We start from the raw sequence: 19639 nt of genomic DNA, 5'->3' as shown, positions 1-19639 counted from the left end.
GACGTTGCTCAATGCGCCGACGCCGCGGCATCGGCCGGCAGCGGTGTGGAGTTGTTGCTCGGTTTGAACACATTCTCGTCGAACTTGAAGCGCAGGCGAAGATACACGCCGTTCTGGGTGTAGTCCTCACCGGCGAGATCCTGATCGGAAAAGCCCTGGAAGTTGTAACCCAGCGAGAGCCAGAGATCCTTTGCGACGATGTAACCGAGCTCTGCACCGATCGACTGCTGATGCGCTGACAGACCGCCGCCGAAGATCGCGTAGTAGTGCACGCCTCCATCCCACTTGCTGGTGATGTCCCACATCGAGCGGCCGCCGATCAGTTGCGCGATGTAACTCGAGGTGATGCTGTTGGCGTAATCGTTGACCTTCTTGGCCGCATAACGCCCGTCCAGCGTCCAGGTGGCGGTGGGCTGGTAGTTGACGTGCACGGAAAGGATCTTCGCCGCATAGTCCAGGCTACCGTTGCTGCCGGCCTGCACGTCGTCCGTTCCGAACGAATCGAAGGTGTTGCCCTGATCGCGCTTCCATTCGACGCGCGCCAGCAGATTCCAGACATCGCTGTTGACCGGGCGGTATGCCATGCCGAACTGCGCCAGCTCCAGCGTTTGTGGGCCGCTGTACAGGCCGGTCAGCGGCGAGATGGCCGCCGTGGTGCCATCGTTCGTCAGCGAAGTGGTGGCGAACGTGGTCTGCCGGTTGTACAGGCCGCGGGACAGCAGCGTGACGCTTTCGTTGACCTTGAATGCGGCACCGATCGTGGCAAGCCAGGTGCGCGTGGTTTGCGATTCGCTCCACTCGGCGCGGGCCGAACCTTTCCAGTCCGGGCTTGCGGTATAGCTCAGCGAGCCGGTGACCGCAGTGGCTTCATCGGTCACCGCCCCGGTCACCGGATGCACCTGTTCCAGGCTGGCGTTCAGACCCAGGCCTTCCAGAGGATGCCACTGGTTGCGCAAGCCGACAGCGTTTTCCGCCGTACGTCCGTCGATGCTGTCGCCGATGCGGTACTCGTTGAACAGCTGGCCACCGGTCATGTACGGCGTGGTGACGCCGATCACGGTCGAGTAGTTCTGTGCCACGCCGCCAATGCCCACACCACCGAGGCTCTGCTGGCTCGTGCCGAGGCCGGCGGTGCTGCCGCCGGTCGTGTTCTGCGCCGAATTGAGCGAGAAGTTGTCGGTCAGGCTGTTGCTGGTTTCGTGCGTGATGTAGAACTTGGTCTGCGGACCGAGCTGATAGGTCGCGCCCACCGTGGCGTTGCGGCGCGAGCTGTCGTTCAGCGCTTCTTCGTACTGCAGGAACGCATTCGCCTTGGGCACGTTCGGCACCGGCGCATCGAGTCGAAGCAGGCCGCTGGTGTATTGATCGGTGCCCGAGCCGTCGCCGATACCGGCGGTTGAATAGGCCGATGCCTGCTGATCGGCAGACACATGCCGGACGCTGCCGGTGAGCTTCATGTTCATCGGCAGACTGTGCTCGATGCCGACCGAGGCGTCCTCGATCTGCCCCGTGCTCAGGCCGGTGGTGGTCTTGGTTGCGTTCACCACCAGACGATCGGTCTTGGTGAGCGCGTAGCCGATCTTTGCGCCGTATTCCGCGCCGCCGGAAAGCACGGTGGAGCTGGCATTGTTGAAGCCCGTGTCGGACTGCACGGCGTAGACGCGCGCCTGCAGGCTCGGATCGCTGTGGCGGAACTCGAAACGCCGTGCATCGCCGAGGCCGTACTGTTCGGACTGGGACTGCGCGACCTCGCCCACCAGCGACGTGGTCGGCCCCATGTTCCACAGGAAGTTCGCGCCGCGCAGGCTGGCCGGATCGGCCGGGTTGCCGTCATGGATGTAGGTGCCGCCCAGCGTGAGCCACGGCAGGACTTTTTCACGCGCGTCGACGCCCGCCACCCAGAAGTTCGGGCCGCCGTTGTCCACTTCGTAGGTAATGCGCACGAAGATCGGATTGAGGTTTGCATCGAGCGAGGCAATCGGCGCCTTGAACAGGATCTGCCCACTGTACGGCTCGATCTCGTAGTCGGTAAGGCGGGTCATCGGCACGTCGCTGATGATCAGCGCCGGCTGGTTGCGATCGCGGGTGATGATGTCGACCTGCTCGCTGTTGGCCAGGCCATTGATGCTCGACAGCTGATACGGGCCGGACGTTCCGTTGGCAGGGATGACGTCGACCACTTGCACGGAATTGGTATCGCTGACAAAGCCATCGACCGTCAGACGCCCATCTTCCACGTGGGTTTTCGCGCCGTTGAGCGCGCGGTTGTACTGGGTCAGCACGCGGGCCGGGTTGTCGCTCTGGGTGGTGTAGTCGCCATACAGCGCGTAGGACGTGCCGTGATCGATGCGCACGTAGAGGCGGCCGGTGGACTGCGCCTCATATCCTTTCGCGGACGAGTCGCCGTAAACCGGATAGTACGAATCGGGGTTGATGTCGCGGAACAGCGTCGTCGAGCCGGGCTTGTCCGAGTCATAGGCCAGCGTGAGCAGATACGAACCCTTGACCTTGCCCTTGAGGAACAGCGCGGTGTGCGCGCTGGCACTGTCCTTGCCATGGTCGAAACTTTTCTGCGCACCCTGAATTTCGCTCTCGAAGCCATCACCGCTCTGCGCCGGCGACAGCGCCGACGGACTGAGATTGCGCAGGTTGATCGCTCCCTCGACCAGGCCTGCCGCAATCATCGGCCGCAGATCCGGCAGGAAGACCAGATCGCTTTCGCTGTGCAGCAACCCGCTGCTGATGCGCAGGTGCGCCGTGCCCGGGTCGGCCAACGGGAGCAACGCGAAGCGACCCACGCCGCCTTCCACGAACACCTGCGTGCCCTGCTCGTTGGGATCCAGATCCGGGGATTGCCATGTGCCCACGCTGGACTCCAGCGACAGCTCCGTGCGGGCCATGACGGGCACGCCGTGCGCGTCCAACAGACGGACCGTCACGTTCACCGGCGTGTGGCCATCGGCCTTCGCCTCTTTCGGCAGCTCGAGCTGGATGCGCGAGAGCTTGCCCGGTGCGATGACGTGGATCTGCGCGTGGCTGCGGGCGTTGCCGAAACTGTCGCGGGCGACCAGCTGGAGCACGTTGTCGCCCTCGGCGAGATTGACGCCGATATATTCCCACGCCGTCACGCCGTGGCTTTCGAGGCTGCTCTGCTGGCCGACCTGGGTGGACGGTATCGCATGCCCGTCGACGCTCAACTCCAGCTTTGCACCGAGCGGGCCTTTCACCCGAACCGTAATCTGGTCCGCGGGCAGCACGTCGCCATCATGCAGGCCGATGAACCCAAGCGTGGCATCGAGCGTGGGCAACAGCTTCTCGAGCGACGGTGGCGCGGTCAGCACGTGACTCGGCGCCGCTTCCGCGGGTACCGCCGCAGCGGCGGGCATCGGCATGTATGGCGTGGCGGCAGGCGCCTGCGGCGTGGCGCCCGTGGCATTGGACGACGTGCCGAATCCTGCCGGACCGCCGATACCCGGCAACGCGGTGGTCGAGCCATTCACGCCGCCATAGCCGTTGTTGCTTCCCGGCAGACCAATCACGCCGCTCGCCGCGAGGGTGCGCGGATCGGATACGGCAACCGAACTGGCGCTGAGCTGTGCCTGAGCCGCCTGCGTGATTTCCGTGGCATCGTCATGCATCGCGTTGTGACGGGCGGCGATTTCCTTGCGCAGCGCCGGCGTGCAGGTCGACAGCGCGAAATCGGTCTTGTGCAGCTCGCCATTCTGCAGATCGACGAACTGGCTGCCCGCATCGCCGGCGTTGCGATTGTCCAGCACTTCCAGCAGCGCGCCATCGGGCAGCGTCGTGGTGTCGAGCTTGGCCACGTGCGTGCGCGGCAGCAGGCCGTAGAGGCTGTACTTGCCTTCGCCGTCGGTGACCGCAAAGGTGCCATCCTCAAGGTAGATGCGCACACCGGGAACGCCCGGCTCATCCGCATCCTGGATGTGGTTGCCGTTGCAGTCGACGAAGACCTTGCCGATCAGGTAGGCGCTGTCGGAAAACACGCCACCGCTGACCTGCACCTTGGCACTGCCCACGTTGGAACGGGTCTGCCCGCTGATCGCCTGCGCCGTGTTGGTGCCATTGCCGGACTGGCCTCCGGGACCAATGCGCACACGATACGTGAGCACCGGCGCTCCGTTGATGGCGATGTTGCCAATGCCGAATACAAGATTCGGGCCTGCGCCACCGACGGGGTCGGTCAGCACCTTTCCGTTGAGGCGTGCCGTCGCTTTGACGTAGGCAAAGCCGGCGGGCAGATGATCGTCGAGCGTCGTGGCGGGCATCGCGATGCCGCTGCGGTTGCTCAGCGTTACGCTGTAGTCGACGAAGTCGCCGATCTCCGCGATCGATTTCGACGCGGTCTTTTCGATGAACAGCCCGGTGGTCGCCGCGCCTGCATCGAGAGGCAGGTCGAGCGAGATCGGAGCCTGCCCCGCCACCACGAAGTTGCGCTCGTACGATCCGTTCGCATCGACGTGCCGGCCGGCCGGCAGCAGGCCCGGCGGGAGTTTCGAGGGCGCGGAGTAGCCGCTTGGTGGCGTGATAACCAGCCGATAGGTGCTGGCGGCCACCAGCGGGAACGTATAGACGCCCGTGGAATCGGTCACGACCGTGCTCGGTGCCGGGGTGCTGCCGTCGGCTTCCAGTACTTTGGCCGGGCCGCCGGCCTGACCTCCGTTGCCGGCGCCGGTCACGTCGATAAGCTCGACCGTCGTGCCGGCCACCGGCTGATTCGACTTGCTGTCGAACACCACGCCGGAAGGATCGATCAGGAGGTTGGAGCTGATCGATCCGTTGCCGCCGCAACCGGTGATCGTGGCAATGACCGTATCGTTGCGCAGCACTTCGAGAATGTGATCCCCCGAGCTGACCACGTGCGTGGCACCGTCGGCGGTGGGCACACTGGGCAGCACGCGAAAGACACCGCTGTTCGCCGCGGTTTCCGTTCCCTGGAACGTTTCGGTATCCCCGGTCAGCTGACTGACGAGGGTCACCGGGTAGGTCAGCACGCGGGTGGGATCGGTATTGCACTGCGCCGCGTTGAACTGCACGTAGAGCGGACTGCCCAGCGCCGATTGCGCCACCGTGCTGCTGTAGCTGGGGTTGTAGAACGAAATCGACGGCGGCAGCGCCGGCAGCGGCAGATTGACCGCGTTCGAGGGCGTGGAGAAATTCGCGCCCTGCGCCATGTAATCCGCGTATGCCGTGTTGGCGATGGTGCCACTGGCATTGCTGTTGACCGTGACGCTGAACTGCGTCGTCAGCGTCGCGCCAGCCGCCAGCACGGGCAAGCCCCATGCCACGCCATCGACCACGTTCAATGCCGGCAGGCCGGTCACGTAACTGCTGGCGGGATCGCCCACGCGATGATAGAGCTGCTGCGCGTTGCCGCTAGGCAGTGCGTGGGAAAACGTCGTGTTCGCCGGTATATCGTCGCGCAGAACGAACAGGCTGGTCGCCGCGCCGTTGACCTGGATCTGGGCCGGCGAAGCGGCACCGTTGCCGGTATTGGTGGCGCTCAGCGTGTAGCTGATGGTAGAGCCCTGCGTCGGCGTCTGCGTCGATGCGCTCTTCGTCACGCTGACCGCCGGGCCGTTTACCACGGTGATCGTATCGGTGTTGCTGGCATGCACATGCTGCAGCTGGGTGACGCACGAAATCTGCACCTGCGTGTTCTGACCGACAGAAGCCGTCGACGGAACAAGGCCCGTGCTGAGCAGGTTGACCTGCTGTCCGGGGGTCAGGCCGAGCGTGCCGCCTTGTGGAATAACGGGCTCTCCGGGATCAACGACACCATTGCCGTTGACATCCTCAACCACGCTCAGACCCGTGGCGGTGAACGATCCACCGACCACGCTGGAATTGATGACACACGTCAGCGACGTGTTGCCGGTATTGCTCAGTTGATGCGACAGCGCGAAATTGCTGCCCGCTGCGATCATGACGCTCTGACTGCTGGTAAGCGTCACCGCTTCGAGCGGCTGCACGATCGTCTGGACCGTGTTGGACGTAAGGCGTACCGAGATACCTGTGGCGCTGTCCACATAGCTGCCGGTAGCCGTGTTGCTGATCATCGTGCCACTGGCCGGCGGCAAAGCCAGCGCCTGCGCCGACATGCCCAGGGCCATAACCGTCACCAGCAGCCATACCGCCCGAACGGCGGTGATGCGATAGGCGAGCTGGCGAAAAAGGGAAACCATGGTGCTGAATCAATTAGCCTCGAATCATTTGTTGACGCGTCTGCCGCGCGACCATTGCCGCAGTCGGCTACCGAAAATCCCGCCGCGGTTTTGCCGCAGCGGGTTCCGGAGTCGATGTCGTTGAAAGGAAAGAGGAGTCCCCACTCCTCTTTCCTGGGTTTACTTACTGGGAAATCTTTGCGCCGAAAGTAACCACCGCACTCTGACCTGGCGTCAGCGTGCCGATCGTCGCGGTGATGCTGCCCGCTGATCCCACGACCGGGCCGGTAATGGTGCCGACGGTGGTCGCCGCGGCGGTACTGACGGTCGTGAAAGCCGGCGTCGAGTCGGACACCGTCACGCCCGTGGCATTGGCCGAGCCGGCATTCTGCACGGTGATCTGGTACAGGATGCAGGCGCCAGGCACAGCACCCGTAGTGATCGTGGCTGTGCTGAAGGGGCCGCTCGCGGTCCCTGTGCATGCCGGATCGAGCGCCTGCTGCTTGACCAGGGTCACGTTGCCGGAAATCACCGTGGTGCCGTCGGTGGCGACAACGGTTGCCGGCGCGGTACCGGGGTTGGTGCCGTTGGTCGTGGTCAGCGTGACCGAGGTCGTGTTGACCTGGCCCAGCGTCGCGTTCGACGGTGCCAGCACCTTGTCGAAGATGGTGATCGACTGACCCGGTGCGAGACCAGATGCCAGCACCGCGTTGAGGTTGCCGCTGATCACCGGATCGGTGGCGTCGAGCACGCCGTTGTTGTTGGCGTCGTAGTACTCGACAGTCGTCCAGCCGGACTGCGTGTTGGCGGTGCCGAAGGCGACGGTCGAAACCGTGCCGTTGCCTTCCGTCACGTTGCCGGTATTGGTCAGCGTGTGCGAGTAGACCACCGAACCGCCCGGATAGACCTGGCCGGTATCGTTCGGCGTGAACGTCAGTGAACGCACTCCATTCACGGTGGCCGCATCGTGGATCACGTCCGTGGCACCGGTGGCCGGCGACTGGGCGCGGAAGTACATCGCCGTGGTACCCGCAATCACGCTGGTACCCGACGCCGGGATCGACAGGATGGCGCACACTGTCGCGGAACCGCCCGCAGCCACCGTGCCGGTGTTGGTGATCGTTGCACCCGTGGTCGCACAGGTACCGGCACCGCCGTCGGCCTTGAATGTCACGCTCCAGCCTGCCGGCAGACCGGTGAACCCGGTCGTGCTGCCCGCTGCCAGGTTGTAACTGTCGGCGATGCTGCTGGTGTTATTCGTGACCAGGACGAACGTGGTTGACGTACCTGGGTTCAGCGAGTTGCTGACAACCGCATTGGTTTCCGGACCAGGGCCGGAGCCCAGCACACCAGGCTTGCCCAACGCGGCGTTGTTGGTGAGATCGACGGTAGCCGAAGTCACCGTGGTCAGCGTGTCGGCAACAGTGGCCGATACGGACGGATTGACCGTCGAGGTCGCCGTCTTGTTGATCGCAAACGGACCCGTGCCGGCAATGCTGGACGGCAGGATTGCCTTCACTACCACGTTGTAGGTGGCGTTGACGGCCAGCGGACCGGTATCGGGAATGCCGTCGTTATTGGTATCGACCAGCGGGGTCACACCGTCGCTCTTGTACAGCACGAAGCTCGTGCCGGCCGGGAACGAATTGCTGCTGGCCAAGGTGATGTTGAAGGTGTCCACACCGGTGCCGGTGTTGGTGACCACGTTGGTGAAGGTCACCGTGCTACCCGGGTTGGCAGTTGCCACCGGCGTGCTGGTGATCGTCACGGCGGCGTTCTGCGTAACGGTAAACGGCGTGGTGTTCGAGGTACCGGTGACTGTGGAGCCCGAACCGTCGCTGTACGACAGACTGGCCGTGTTGTTGATAACGCCCGGCGCCTGCCCGGTGTTCACCTTGACGGTGAAACTGATCGTGCCGGACTGGCCTGGCTGCACCTGAGCCAACGTCGCCGTCACGGTGTTTGCCGTGGTAACTGCGTAGTCGTAGGTCAGCGTATTCGGCGCCGTGCCGTAAGTCGCTTTGGCGTTGGTAAGCTGCGTGCTGCCGGTCACACTCCACAGGCCGGAGTTGGCCTGGTAGGTCAGACCGGCCGGAATCGTATCGGTCACCACAACGTTGGTAGCCGTGCTGTTGCCGGTATTGGTGTAGGTCAGCGTGTAGGTGTACGGACCGCTGCCCGGCGCACCGCTGCTGGCGCTGACCGACTTGGTCAGGCTGATCACGGCGTTGGCCGTCACCGTGGTTGTGTCGGTGTTGGTCGCGGCCTTCGTCGTGTTGAAACCGCTGGTCGCGGTGACGGTCTGCGCGTTGGTCTGACCGGACGTTGCCGTACCCGGTACGGTCACGGCAACGATGAACTGGAACGTCGCGCCGGCGGCAAGCGCGCCGCTCGACGTGATGGCCGGACCGCTCGGGATGCCGGTGCCATTGGCATCCGGATAGATGGTGATGGTGGACGGCGTAAACGTGCCGCCGCTCGCGGAAACCGACGTCAGCGCGTAGGTGTCCGTGCCATTACCCGTGTTGATCAACGTATGCGGGTAATACACCGTGCTGCCAACCGCGGCAGACTTGTTGCCGTTGCTGGTCAGCGTAAGGCTAGCGACCTGCTGGACCACGGTCTGCACCGTGTTGGAGGTCACCGTGCGCGACGTACCCGAGCCGTCGGTATATGTGGCCGACGCCTGGTTACCGATCGAAGTACCGGCCGCAGGCGGTGCCGCGTAAGCGGCGCCGCTACCTACGATCAGCAGGCACAACGCCAAAAGAGCGAACAGCAAGCTGCCCGCGCCTCGACGTCGTAATGAGTTGGATGAACTGGACGCGGCAATCATGACGCTTTTCCCCTGTTAATGAAGTTAGAAAACCAATGTGACTCGCCACGTCCGCGGCAAGGCTTTGACCCCCGGTCAACTAACGGCCGGGTTGAAACGGAAACTGCAATCCCCTTCGCTCCGGCGTCATCCGCGATCGATGTCGCGCTGACGCTGGTGCGCTGAATTATTTCGGTGTCGCTGGCGCGTTGATCCGAACCTGCAAGCTCGTCGTCACATCGGCATGCGCCGCCAGCGTGGCGACCTGCCACTGCAATGCGCGGTAGTCGGACAACGGCACCGGTTTCTGCACTGGCTTGCCATCGGCATCCTTGACCACGTGCATCAACGGCATCGGCGCAAAATGCACGCCGTCGACAGAGGCCTGTACGCCGGTTGCAGGCTTCGCACTGCTGGCAACGTAGGTTGTGCCGGCAGGCACGGGGATCGTGGCCAAAAGATGCCCGACACCGGTTGCGCCGCTATTGGTGTAGGTCGCCTGATATTCCACAACATCACCCGGATGCGCCTGCGCAGCCGACCACGCCACCGTTCTGCCGTCGACGTCGACCACCTGAGTGGCCGTCAGCTTGCTCTGCACCTGACCGCCTTGTGCGAACGCGGGCGATGCGATGCATACCGCAAGCAGAACCAGGCCTGCGCCGGAAAGTTTGGACAACATTGCATTACCCCCTGAACCACGACTCGAATGGACGACAGGCCATTGATGGCCTTTGCTTTGATTGAAACGGATGCAGCTTTTGGACTTTCAGCACGGTTTGTGCCAATACCAATTATCAATAAGATATTGATATTTATAAGAATCTTAATTCAACCCCTTGATCAAAATCGGCACTTTCGACAGCGAAAAACATGATCTGCGTCACATATTGACGTCGCGAGCCACCCCGAAACTGTGACATACATCTCAATCAGCGGCCAATTTTCACAAAAAACTAATGCCAACGCTAGTAAGGCTATCGACGATGCCGGCTCGCATTGTTTTTAGCCGCGCACAAGCTACGTAACGGACGCGCATCTGGATGCATCCAGTCGGAGTTTTTTGACGCACGCAGGGCAACGCGCCGGGTGTGCGCGGCATTTGCGGGGTGAATGCTCGATCCACTCCAGCCGTGCTGCGCAGACGCAAAGCCGGCATGCCCCAATGAAGCCGTCTCCGCATGGCGCAAAGGCGCCCGGGCCAATGTGAGCTCAGACGATTGCGGGCGGGAACACGGCAGACATCGCAACGGCATCTGCCAAACGAAAACGGCGCGACCGTGAGGGTCGCGCCGTTTTGTGTTTCGAATTGGTGGGCGGTACAAGGATCGAACTTGTGACCCCTTCCATGTCAAGGAAGTGCTCTACCGCTGAGCTAACCGCCCATTTCGCCGCGAACAGGCCGTGCGAACCGCGAATTGTACGGGACTGCGGGCCACCCGACAACATCTGGTCCACCAACGTGCCCGGCCGCTGGCACACCGCCACTAGCGCAGCGATTTTTCACGCAGCTGGTGGATCTGATCGCGCAGCTGGGCGGCGCTTTCAAACTCCAGGTTCTGCGCGTGCTTGTACATCTGACTTTCCAGCTTTTTCAGCAGGGCCGACACCTGCTGCGCGTCCAGCGCCGAATAGTCGGCCGCCGGCTCGGCTACCGCCTTTGCGCCACGGGTGGCCGATTTACTGCCGCGTCGGTTACCGGCCTCGCTGCGCGCGCCTTCCATGATGTCGGCGATACGCCGCACGATCGTGGTGGGCGTGATGCCCTGCTCCTCGTTCCAGGCCATCTGCTTTTCGCGGCGGCGCGCCGTCTCGTCGATGGCTGCCTGCATCGAACGGGTGATCGTGTCACCGTAGAGAATTGCCTTGCCGCGCACGTTGCGTGCCGCGCGGCCGATGGTCTGGATCAGCGAGCCGGTCGAACGCAGGAAGCCTTCCTTGTCCGCATCGAGGATCGCTACCAGCGACACCTCCGGCATGTCCAGACCCTCGCGCAGCAGGTTGATGCCGACCAGCACGTCGAACTCGCCCAGCCGCAGATCGCGAATGATCTCGCTGCGCTCGACCGTCTCGATATCCGAATGCAGATAGCGCACCTTTACATCGTGCTCGCTGAGGTACTCGGTCAGATTTTCCGCCATGCGCTTGGTCAGCGTGGTGACCAGCACGCGATCGCCCAGCGCGACGCGCTTGTGCACCTCGCCGAGCAGATCGTCCACCTGGGTCCGCACCGGGCGCACCTCCACTTCGGGGTCGACCAGACCGGTCGGACGCACCAGCAGCTCCACCACCGCATCGCCCGACTTTTCGAGTTCGTACGAACGCGGCGTGGCGGAGACGTAGATCGCGCGCGGCACGCGCTGCTCCCACTCCTCGAAGCGCAACGGCCGGTTGTCCATCGCCGACGGCATGCGGAAGCCGAACTCGACCAGTGTTTCCTTGCGCGAGCGGTCGCCCTTGAACATGGCGCCGATCTGCGGCACCGCTACGTGCGACTCGTCGACCACCAGCAGACCATCGGCCGGCAGGTAATCGAACAGCGTCGGCGGCGGCTCGCCGGGCGCGCGGCGGGTCAGGTGGCGCGAGTAGTTTTCGATGCCCTGGCAGTAGCCCACTTCGGTCATCATCTCGATATCGAAACGCGTGCGCTGATCCAGCCGCTGCGCTTCGACCAGCTTGTTGTCCTTGTAGAGCTGCTCCAGTCGATCCTTCAACTCGAGCTTGATCGTCTCGATGGCATTGAGCACGCTCTCGCGCGTGCTGGCGTAGTGCGTACGCGGATACACCGTATAACGCTGCACCTTGCGAATGACTTCGCCGGTCAGCGGATCGAACAGCGCCATGTTTTCCACTTCGCCGTCGAACAGCTCGATGCGCAGCGCCTCGGTTTCCGATTCGGCCGGAAACACGTCGATGCTTTCGCCGCGCACGCGATACGTGCCTCGACGCAGCTCCATTTCGTTGCGCGTGTACTGCAGCTCGGTCAGCTGATGGATCAGCTTGCGCTGATCGATGCGCTCGCCCTTGGCCAGAATCAATCGCAGCGACAGATAGTCGGCCGGATTGCCGAGACCGTAGATGGCCGACACGGTAGCTACGATGATCGAGTCCCGGCGCGACAGCAATGCCTTGGTCGCCGACAGCCGCATCTGCTCGATATGTTCGTTGATCGACGCGTCCTTCTCGATGAAAGTGTCCGACGCCACCACGTAGGCTTCCGGCTGGTAGTAGTCGTAATAGCTGACGAAGTATTCCACGGCATTATTGGGGAAAAACTCCTTGAACTCGCCGTAGAGCTGTGCCGCCAGCGTCTTGTTTGGCGCCATCACGATGGTCGGCTTCTGCACGCGCTCGATGACGTTGGCGATCGTGTAGGTCTTGCCCGAACCCGTGACGCCCAGCAGCGTCTGCGCCGCGAGGCCGGCCTCGAAGCCTTCACTGAGCAACTTGATGGCCTGCGGCTGGTCGCCGGCAGGCTGATACGGGGATACGAGCTGGAATCGGTCAGTCATGGACTACACATAGGGGTTCGAGGCTGCATTTTAAATCGGCTGTGCTGACACCCTCTGTCAGCAGACACTCACGGCCTTGGCACCCAGAGGCTGCTTGGCGGCATTTGGCTCGCCGATAGCATGGCTGACTCCGGCAACGCAGGAGCCGTGCCATGGCAGGCCACCATCATTTCGACGCCCGAAAGCAACCGATTGGCCCCCCGCAACGCCGGCAAAACGGCGCCAGCCTGATCGAGCAGATCATGGTGCTCGTCATTATTGCGTCACTGGCCGGCATGGCCGCGCCACCGCTGCGCAAGATGCTGAGCCATAGCCGGATTCAGAGCGCCCAGTCCGACTTCATGTCGGCGCTGCGGCATGCGCGCGAAACCGCGGTGACCAGCGGCAAGCAAACGTTATTTTGCCCCACCACCGACGGTAAGCACTGCAGCGAAGCGGTTCACTGGGATACCGGTTGGCTGCTGGCAAGTGACGCCGATCTGGACAATCAGCCCGACAGTGCGCCGATGTACACGGGCTCCGGCTACGCCGGCAAACTGGTAATAGTGAGCAGCAATGGCAGGCGCTTCGTGCGGTTTCATCCCGACGGCAGCGCCAGCGGCAGCAATCTCACCCTGCTGTTCTGCCGCCGGTCGAGTACCGAAAGTGTCCTGGCCGTGGTAATCGCCAATTCCGGTCGCGTGCGGGGCGCGCCGGCGACCGCCGACCAGGCCGCAGGCTGTGCGCAAGCACGTTGATCCACTGTCGCCACAGTGCAAAACAAAAGCCGGCACGCTTGCCGGCTTTTGTTGAATCGTGGTGTTTGCCTGCGCTTTTCGCGCAGTCAGCGCGTCAAAGCTTGCGTCGATCGGCAACATCCTTCGGCGTCACCGTTCCCTTCTTGTCGCCGAAATGCGCCACCACGTAATTGGCAAGCGCCGCCACTTCGGTATCCGAATAGGCGCCGCCGAAGGCGGGCATATAGACATCGTTCTGTCCGATGCGCATCTTAACGCCCTGCAGTATCACCTGGGTCACGTTGGCGCCGCTGACGTCATTCACGCCGCGCGTACCGAGCAGCGATGCGTACGACGTCTGTTGACCCTTGCCGTTCCACTGATGGCAGCTGGCGCAGGCGCTTTCGAACAGGTTGAGGCCTTGCTGGTTGGCGGTGCCGGCATCAGCGAAAGGCGCTGCGTCGGACGACTTCACTGCGGGGGCCGCGTTGTGATCGATATCGATCGGATCCGTACCTTCACGGGCCGGCACGCTGCGCAGATAGGTGACCAGCGCGGCCGTATCTTCCGGCTTCAGATACTGCAGGCTGTGCGCCACCGCTTCGCCCATCGGGCCGGCGGCGGAACCGCGGCCGTCGGCATGCCCGGTCGACAGATAGCTGGCGATATCGGTGTCGCTCCACGCGCCGATGCCATTCGCTGTGTCCGAGGTGATGTTGTAGGCACGCCAGCCCTGTAGCGAATAGCCAGCCAATTCATTGCCGTGTTCCAGACCAAAGCCGAGGTTGCGCGGCGTGTGGCATTCCGCGCAGTGGCCGAGCGCCGTGGCCAGATACGCGCCGCTGTTCCACTGCGGCGACTTCGATGCGTCGGCAACGAAGCGATGACTCTTGAAGAACGCCGCGTTCCAGAAACCCATCGCCCAGCGCTGGTTGAACGGAAAGCCCAGATCGTTCGGCGTTGCCGCCTGCGCCACTTTTGGCAGGCTGAAGAGGTAGGCCTTGATCGCCAACACGTCGCTGCGGCTCAGCTGCGTATACGAGGTGTACGGAAAAGCCGGGTACAGCTTTTCGCCACCCTTGCGTACGCCTTCGCGCACCGCGCGGACGAAATCGTCATCGCTCCAGCTGCCGATACCGGTCGCCTCGTCGGCGGTGATATTGGTCGAGTAAATCGTACCGAACGGCAGCTTGAATGCCACGCCGCCGGCAAACGGTCGGCCGGTTTCAGGCACGGTATGGCAGGCAATGCAGTCGGCCGCCTTGGTCAGGTACTCCCCGCGGGCTAGCACTGCAGCGCTGGCCGGCGCGCCGACGATGGCGGGCGCCTGCCCGTCCGACGTATCGGTGCGATTGAGCGCCACATAGGCAACGGCGCCGATGACCAGCAGCAACACGATGATGGAGAGAAAGCGCTTCATGCGACGCCCTCCGCGTTGGCGTTGTCGGCAGAAACCACCGTCTTCAGCGCATCGGCGTTCTGCACCAGCAGCGAGCGATCCACTGGCAGCTGGTAAAGACGCACACCGGTGGCGGCAAAGATCGCGTTGGCCAGGGCCGGCGCGGCAATGGCCGTTCCGACCTCGCCCAGGCCGCCGGGCGATTCGAAGTTTTCGATGCGGTGCACCTCGACCGACGGCGCCTCGTTGATACGCATATTGCGATAGTCGTTGAAGTTGCGCTGTTCGACGGCGCCGTTCTTGATCGTGATGCTGCTCCACATCGCGGCGCTGAGACCGAACAGCAGGCCACCCTGCACCTGCGCCTCGATCGAGCTGGCGTTGATGCCGATGCCGCAGTCGAGCGCCACCACCGCGCGGCGCAGCCGAACCTCGCCCTGCGGCGTGACTTCGGCTTCGACCACGGCGCAGACCCGGCTGCCGAACGGCTCGCCCAGCGCAATGCCGCGCCCGACGCGTGCGGGCAGCGGCGTGCCCCAGCCGCTTTTTTCCGCCGCCAGGTTGAGCAAGGCGAGCGTGCGGGGATTCTTCTGCAGCATGGAGCGACGAAAGGCGACCGGGTCCTTGCCCGCGCGATGGGCCAGTTCGTCCATGAAGCTTTCGACGGTAAACAGATTGTGCGTGGGGCCCACGCCGCGCCACCAGCCAACGATCAGACCCGGCGGCATGTCGTGACGGATCCACTCGACCTTCATGCCGGGAATCTCGTAAGGCATTTCGGCCAGCGATTCGACCGCGTCGCTGTCCAGCCCGTTCTTGCCCATCGCCATCGGCGCCCAGCGCCCCAGCACGGTGCCGCCGCTGGTGCGCGCGCCGAACCAGACCGGCAGACCGTCTGCATTGACGACTGCGGAAAAGCGATCGTGATACATCGGCCGCACGCGATCGTGGCGAATATCCTCCTCGCGCGACCACACCACCTTCAGCGGATAGCCGACCTGCCTGGCGAAGGCCACGGCCTGCTCGACCTGGTCGGTTTCCAGACGCCGACCGAAGCCGCCGCCGAGGTACTGGTTGTGCAGCAACACCTTGTCTTCGGACAGCCCGGTGATCTTCGCCGCCGCCGTTACGCAGCGCGTCGGCACCTGCGTGCCGGTCCAGATCTCGCACTTGTCGCCCGTCACGCAAACTGTCGCGTTGAGCGGCTCCATCGTGGCGTGCGCCAGCATCGGCAGCTGGTACACCGCGTCGATTGTGGTGCCTGTGGCCGGACGATTGCCGACGTCCTTCGCCACGATCGACTTGCCGTTGAGCGCACTGTCGGCCAGCGCGTCGCGCAGCTGCTGGGTGGTGAGGTTGGCGTTGACGCCGCGATCCCACTGGATATCCAGCGCCTCCAGCCCCTGCTTGGCGGCCCAATAGTGGTCGCCGACCACCGCCACCGCGTCGCCGATGCGAATGACGTCGACCACGCCCGGCATCGCGCGCGCCGCCTTGTCGTCAACCGAGACGAGCTTGCCGGCAAAGGTGGGGCTGGTCTTCACCGCGGCGATCTTCATGCCCGGCACTTTCACGTCCAGGCCGAACTGCGTGGCGCCGGTGATCTTGTCGGGCGAGTCGACGCGCCGCAGCGGCTTGCCGATCAGGACAAAATCCTTTGGATCTTTCAGCGGCGGAACCTTGTCCGGCATCGGCAGCTTGCCCGCTGGCGTGGCCAGGGCGCCGAAGCCGAGGCTGCGGCCGCTGGGCACGTGATGCACCACCGCGCGATCGACCGTGCACGTCGACGGATCGACCTTCCACTGCGCCGCCGCCGCCGTCACCAGCTGTACCCGCGCCACGGCGCCGGCTTCGCGCAGCACCTGCCAGCCGCTGCGCGTGCTGGTGGAGCCGCCGGTGATCTGCCCACCCAGCGCCGGCATGCCGTACAACTCCTCGCTGGCCGGCGAATGCTCGACCTTGATCTGGTCCATGCCGACGCCAAGCTCTTCGGCCAGCAGCATGCTGAAACCGGTGTAGATGCCCTGGCCCATCTCCACGCTGGGCATGACCAGGCGAATCGAGCCGTCGGTGTCGATACGCACGAAGGCATTCGGCGCAAACGGCGGGTTGCCGTCGGCCAGCGCGGCCGCGGCGTCACCGGGCTGGCGGCGAGCGCTGACCATGGCGGATGCCACGCCCGTGCTGCCCAGCCACAAAAAGGCGACCGCCAGACCGCCCGACTGGATCGCGCGTCGCCGGCTCAGATCGATCGTTTCGCTAGCCTCGGCAGGACTGTTCTTGAGCTTCATGGCGTAACCTCCGCCGGCGTCGCCGGTGCAGCAGGCGAAGTCACTATCGTCTGCAGAATATCCAGCTTGCCCGTCGCCGCCTGCTTGATCGCCGCGCGAATGCGCACATAGGTGCCGCAGCGGCAGATGTTTCCCGACATGGCCGCATCGATATCGGCATCGGTGGGATTGGGCGTGCGGGCCAGCAGCGCCGTCGCCGACATGATCTGACCGGATTGGCAGTAACCACACTGCACGACATCCACATCCAGCCACGCCTGCTGAATTTTCTGACCGCTCGGCGTCTGTCCCACTGTTTCGATCGTCGTGACCGCCTTGTTGCCGATCGACCCGACCGGCAGCACGCACGAGCGCACGGCCTGGCCATCTAGATGCACGGTGCACGCGCCGCACTGCGCTATACCGCAGCCGAACTTGGTGCCCATCAGGCCGATGACATCGCGTAGCACCCACAGCAGCGGCATGTCGGGCGGAACATCGACGGCATGCGATTCACCATTCACTTGCAAGGAAAGCATCGATGTCTCCGTGTGGGGTAAAGATCGCGCGGAACGCGCGGCGCTGTGGATCGACGAGAGGGTCAACAAGCCAGGCCATTGGACCTGGCTCAAAATTATTCCGTTGGCGAAACGAAACGGGGCACGTTTGACTCTTCGCGCCGTCGTCGACAATGACTGGAGCATGCTTGATGTTCAATCAGCACACGACAGCGCATGAGAAATGCTCGAAAAATCGAGATCAGCAAAGCCCAAGGAGATTAAAAGATCGATTGAGCGGCCTGTCGACTACTTTTTCTTATAAATCGCGCTTTATGGAATGACCGACTGCCGCTGATGACGAGTGCACCGTCATCACCCTTGCGCACGGCAGCTCCGAATAGTGGTCTGTAGCAGGATGAAAAGGTGCTGAGCTCAAGGACCTGCAACGGCTCGATTTCCACGGGGCGTTTCGGTCGAGCAAGGACACCGTTTCTGCGCCGGAATCCACGTTCACATCGCGCAAAGAAAAAGGCTCTGCATTTCCGCAGAGCCTTGGCTTTTCTGGCGCCCGAAGCTGGACTCGAACCAGCGACCCCCTGATTAACAGTCAAGTGCTCTAACCAGCTGAGCTATTCGGGCGTGAGCTGCGTAGTTTGTAGATCGTGTGGCGGGCTGTCAAGCGATGGTGACGGATTCGGCACAGGTTTTCAGGCCGTTCGCACCCTGTAGCAAGGCACGTAGGCCGCGCCACCGGGCAGCTTCATGCGGTGCTGTTCGACGAACGCCTGTAGCAGCTTGTCCAGTGCGCGCATGATGTCGGCGTCGCCGTCGATATCGAACGGGCCGAATTGCTCGATCGCCTTGACGCCCTCCTCCTTGACGTTGCCCGCAACGATGCCGGAGAACGCGCGGCGCAGATCCGCCGCCAGCTCGTGCCGCGGGCGATCGCGATGGATCTGCAGCGCCCGCATGGCCTCATGCGTGGGCCGGAACGGCGTCTGGAATTCAAACTGGATCTGCAGCGCCCAGTTGAAGAAGAACGCGTCCTTGGTATCCAGCCGATGCTTGCGCACCTTGTCGATGCCCTTGACCATCGCACGCGCCACCGCCGGGGGGTCGTCGACGATGATCTGATAGTGCTGCGCCACTTCGTCGCCCAGGGTCAGGCGCAGGAAGCGGTCGATCTGCTCGAAATACGCCGAGGCCTGCCGCGGCCCGGTGAGAATCAGCGGAAACGGCACACCGGCGTTGTCCGGATGCAGCAGAATGCCGAGCAGGTAGAGAATCTCCTCCGCCGTGCCCACGCCACCGGGAAACACGATGATGCCGTGGCCCATGCGCACGAAGGCTTCGAGACGCTTTTCGATATCCGGCATGATCACCAGATGATTGACGATCGGGTTCGGCGATTCGGCCGCGATGATGCCCGGCTCGGTGATGCCGATATAGCGATTCTGCCGGCGGCGCTGCTTGGCGTGCCCGATCGTGGCCCCTTTCATCGGCCCCTTCATCGCACCGGGACCGCAGCCTGTGCAGATATCCAGGTTGCGCAGGCCGAGCTGATAACCCACCGACTTGGTGTAGTCGTACTCCTCGCGCGAAATCGAATGACCGCCCCAGCACACCACCAGGCACGGATCGATGTGCGGCTTGAGAATGCGTGCGTTACGCAGGATCTCGAACACGCCCTGGGTCAGCCCCGCGGCGCAGTCCAGATCGACACCGGTCTGCTCCAGCTGGGTCGACACGTAGACGATGTCGCGCACCACGGCGACCAGCAGCTCGTTGATGCCGCGAATGATCTGGCCGTCCACGAACGACTGTGCCGGCGCGTTGGTCAGCTCGATCTTGATGCCGCGATCCTGCTGCAGCACCTGGATATCGAAATCCGGATACTGCTCCAGAATCGCCCGCGGATCGTCGCTGACGCTGCCGGACGTAAGCACCGCCAGCGCGCACCGACGCAGCAGCGCGTGCAGGCCCGAATCGCTGGCGCCGCGCAGGCGCGCCACTTCGTTACGGGAAAGAATGTCCAGGCCGCCCACGGGCGAAATGCGAGCGCTGACGGTCGTGGATTTACCCTGCGCCAACCTATTTGCATCGTTCATATGAATCACTCTCCATGCAGCTGCGTACTAACCTGCGCCACTTTCAAAGTAAATTGACCGCGGAGCTTCGTCCGCTTATGCAACCAGGTCAAGCCCGCACAAAAAAAGGCCGGCGCCCGAAGACGCCGGCCTTGCTT

General features: G+C 63.4%; 10 protein-coding genes and 2 tRNA genes. 2 read left to right on the top strand and 10 right to left on the bottom strand.

Going from position 1 to position 19639, the window contains the following annotated elements:
• Positions 1–8: 8 nt before the first annotated feature.
• The 5 genes from ACDK93_RS05725 to uvrB all read right to left on the bottom strand — a co-directional run bounded on the left by ACDK93_RS05725 (position 9) and on the right by uvrB (position 12509).
• On the bottom strand, positions 9–6203 hold the full coding sequence (locus ACDK93_RS05725; RefSeq protein ID WP_458071635.1) for a hypothetical protein: 6195 nt from the start codon (positions 6201–6203) through the stop codon (positions 9–11).
• Positions 6204–6366: 163 nt separating this feature from the next.
• Entirely contained in the window at positions 6367–8964 is a 2598-nt protein-coding gene (locus tag ACDK93_RS05720; protein WP_458071634.1) for a beta strand repeat-containing protein, read from the bottom strand.
• 220 nt (positions 8965–9184) lie between these two features.
• Entirely contained in the window at positions 9185–9679 is a 495-nt protein-coding gene (locus ACDK93_RS05715) for a hypothetical protein (protein WP_458071633.1), read from the bottom strand.
• 628 nt (positions 9680–10307) lie between these two features.
• Positions 10308–10382: transfer RNA gene (locus ACDK93_RS05710), tRNA-Val, on the bottom strand.
• A gap of 102 nt (positions 10383–10484) precedes the next feature.
• A complete protein-coding gene (gene uvrB, locus ACDK93_RS05705; RefSeq protein WP_458071632.1) occupies positions 10485–12509 on the bottom strand; it encodes an excinuclease ABC subunit UvrB in 2025 nt (674 codons plus the stop codon).
• A gap of 152 nt (positions 12510–12661) precedes the next feature.
• Here uvrB and ACDK93_RS05700 point away from each other — a divergent pair, with 152 nt between their 5' ends.
• On the top strand, positions 12662–13246 hold the full coding sequence (locus ACDK93_RS05700) for a GspH/FimT family pseudopilin (RefSeq protein ID WP_458071631.1): 585 nt from the start codon (positions 12662–12664) through the stop codon (positions 13244–13246).
• A gap of 94 nt (positions 13247–13340) precedes the next feature.
• Here the strand turns inward: ACDK93_RS05700 and ACDK93_RS05695 are convergent, their stop codons facing one another.
• From ACDK93_RS05695 to ACDK93_RS05685, 3 genes are read right to left on the bottom strand one after another with little or no spacing between them, the layout of a single operon-like run.
• Positions 13341–14645 (bottom strand): c-type cytochrome, encoded by a 1305-nt coding sequence (locus ACDK93_RS05695; protein WP_458071630.1) that lies wholly within the window; start codon positions 14643–14645, stop codon positions 13341–13343.
• Positions 14642–16915, bottom strand: a complete 2274-nt coding sequence (locus ACDK93_RS05690; protein ID WP_458071629.1) for a molybdopterin cofactor-binding domain-containing protein — start codon at positions 16913–16915, stop codon at positions 14642–14644. Before ACDK93_RS05690 ends, ACDK93_RS05695 begins: the two co-directional genes overlap by 4 nt.
• Positions 16912–17433 (bottom strand): (2Fe-2S)-binding protein, encoded by a 522-nt coding sequence (locus ACDK93_RS05685; RefSeq protein ID WP_458071628.1) that lies wholly within the window; start codon positions 17431–17433, stop codon positions 16912–16914. Before ACDK93_RS05685 ends, ACDK93_RS05690 begins: the two co-directional genes overlap by 4 nt.
• Positions 17434–17443: 10 nt before the next feature.
• On the opposite strand from ACDK93_RS05685, the gene ACDK93_RS05680 reads away from it, so the two are divergent.
• The gene (locus ACDK93_RS05680; protein ID WP_458071627.1) at positions 17444–17632 is read left to right on the top strand and encodes a hypothetical protein; all 189 of its coding nucleotides are present in this window, start codon (positions 17444–17446) and stop codon (positions 17630–17632) included.
• Positions 17633–17956: 324 nt separating this feature from the next.
• Here ACDK93_RS05680 and ACDK93_RS05675 read toward each other — a convergent pair.
• Both ACDK93_RS05675 and ppnN read right to left on the bottom strand, forming a co-directional pair.
• Positions 17957–18033 (bottom strand) — tRNA-Asn (locus ACDK93_RS05675).
• A 68-nt stretch (positions 18034–18101) separates the two neighbouring features.
• The gene (gene ppnN, locus ACDK93_RS05670; protein ID WP_458071626.1) at positions 18102–19502 is read right to left on the bottom strand and encodes a nucleotide 5'-monophosphate nucleosidase PpnN; all 1401 of its coding nucleotides are present in this window, start codon (positions 19500–19502) and stop codon (positions 18102–18104) included.
• Between the last annotated feature and the right edge of the window lie 137 nt (positions 19503–19639).

It is taken from the genome of Rhodanobacter sp. BL-MT-08 (assembly GCF_054161255.1).
This window is presented reverse-complemented; position numbering and strand designations above follow the sequence as displayed.

What these genes read in the sequence shown, in the direction of transcription:
- ACDK93_RS05700 (WP_458071631.1), top strand. Translation starts at nt 12,662, where the DNA reads ATGGCAGGCCACCATCATTTCGACGCCCGAAAGCAACCGATTGGCCCC.
- ACDK93_RS05715 (WP_458071633.1), bottom strand. Translation starts at nt 9,679, where the DNA reads ATGTTGTCCAAACTTTCCGGCGCAGGCCTGGTTCTGCTTGCGGTATGC.
- uvrB (WP_458071632.1), bottom strand. Translation starts at nt 12,509, where the DNA reads ATGACTGACCGATTCCAGCTCGTATCCCCGTATCAGCCTGCCGGCGAC.
- ACDK93_RS05725 (WP_458071635.1), bottom strand. Translation starts at nt 6,203, where the DNA reads ATGGTTTCCCTTTTTCGCCAGCTCGCCTATCGCATCACCGCCGTTCGG.
- ACDK93_RS05695 (WP_458071630.1), bottom strand. Translation starts at nt 14,645, where the DNA reads ATGAAGCGCTTTCTCTCCATCATCGTGTTGCTGCTGGTCATCGGCGCC.
- ppnN (WP_458071626.1), bottom strand. Translation starts at nt 19,502, where the DNA reads ATGAACGATGCAAATAGGTTGGCGCAGGGTAAATCCACGACCGTCAGC.
- ACDK93_RS05690 (WP_458071629.1), bottom strand. Translation starts at nt 16,915, where the DNA reads ATGAAGCTCAAGAACAGTCCTGCCGAGGCTAGCGAAACGATCGATCTG.
- ACDK93_RS05685 (WP_458071628.1), bottom strand. Translation starts at nt 17,433, where the DNA reads ATGCTTTCCTTGCAAGTGAATGGTGAATCGCATGCCGTCGATGTTCCG.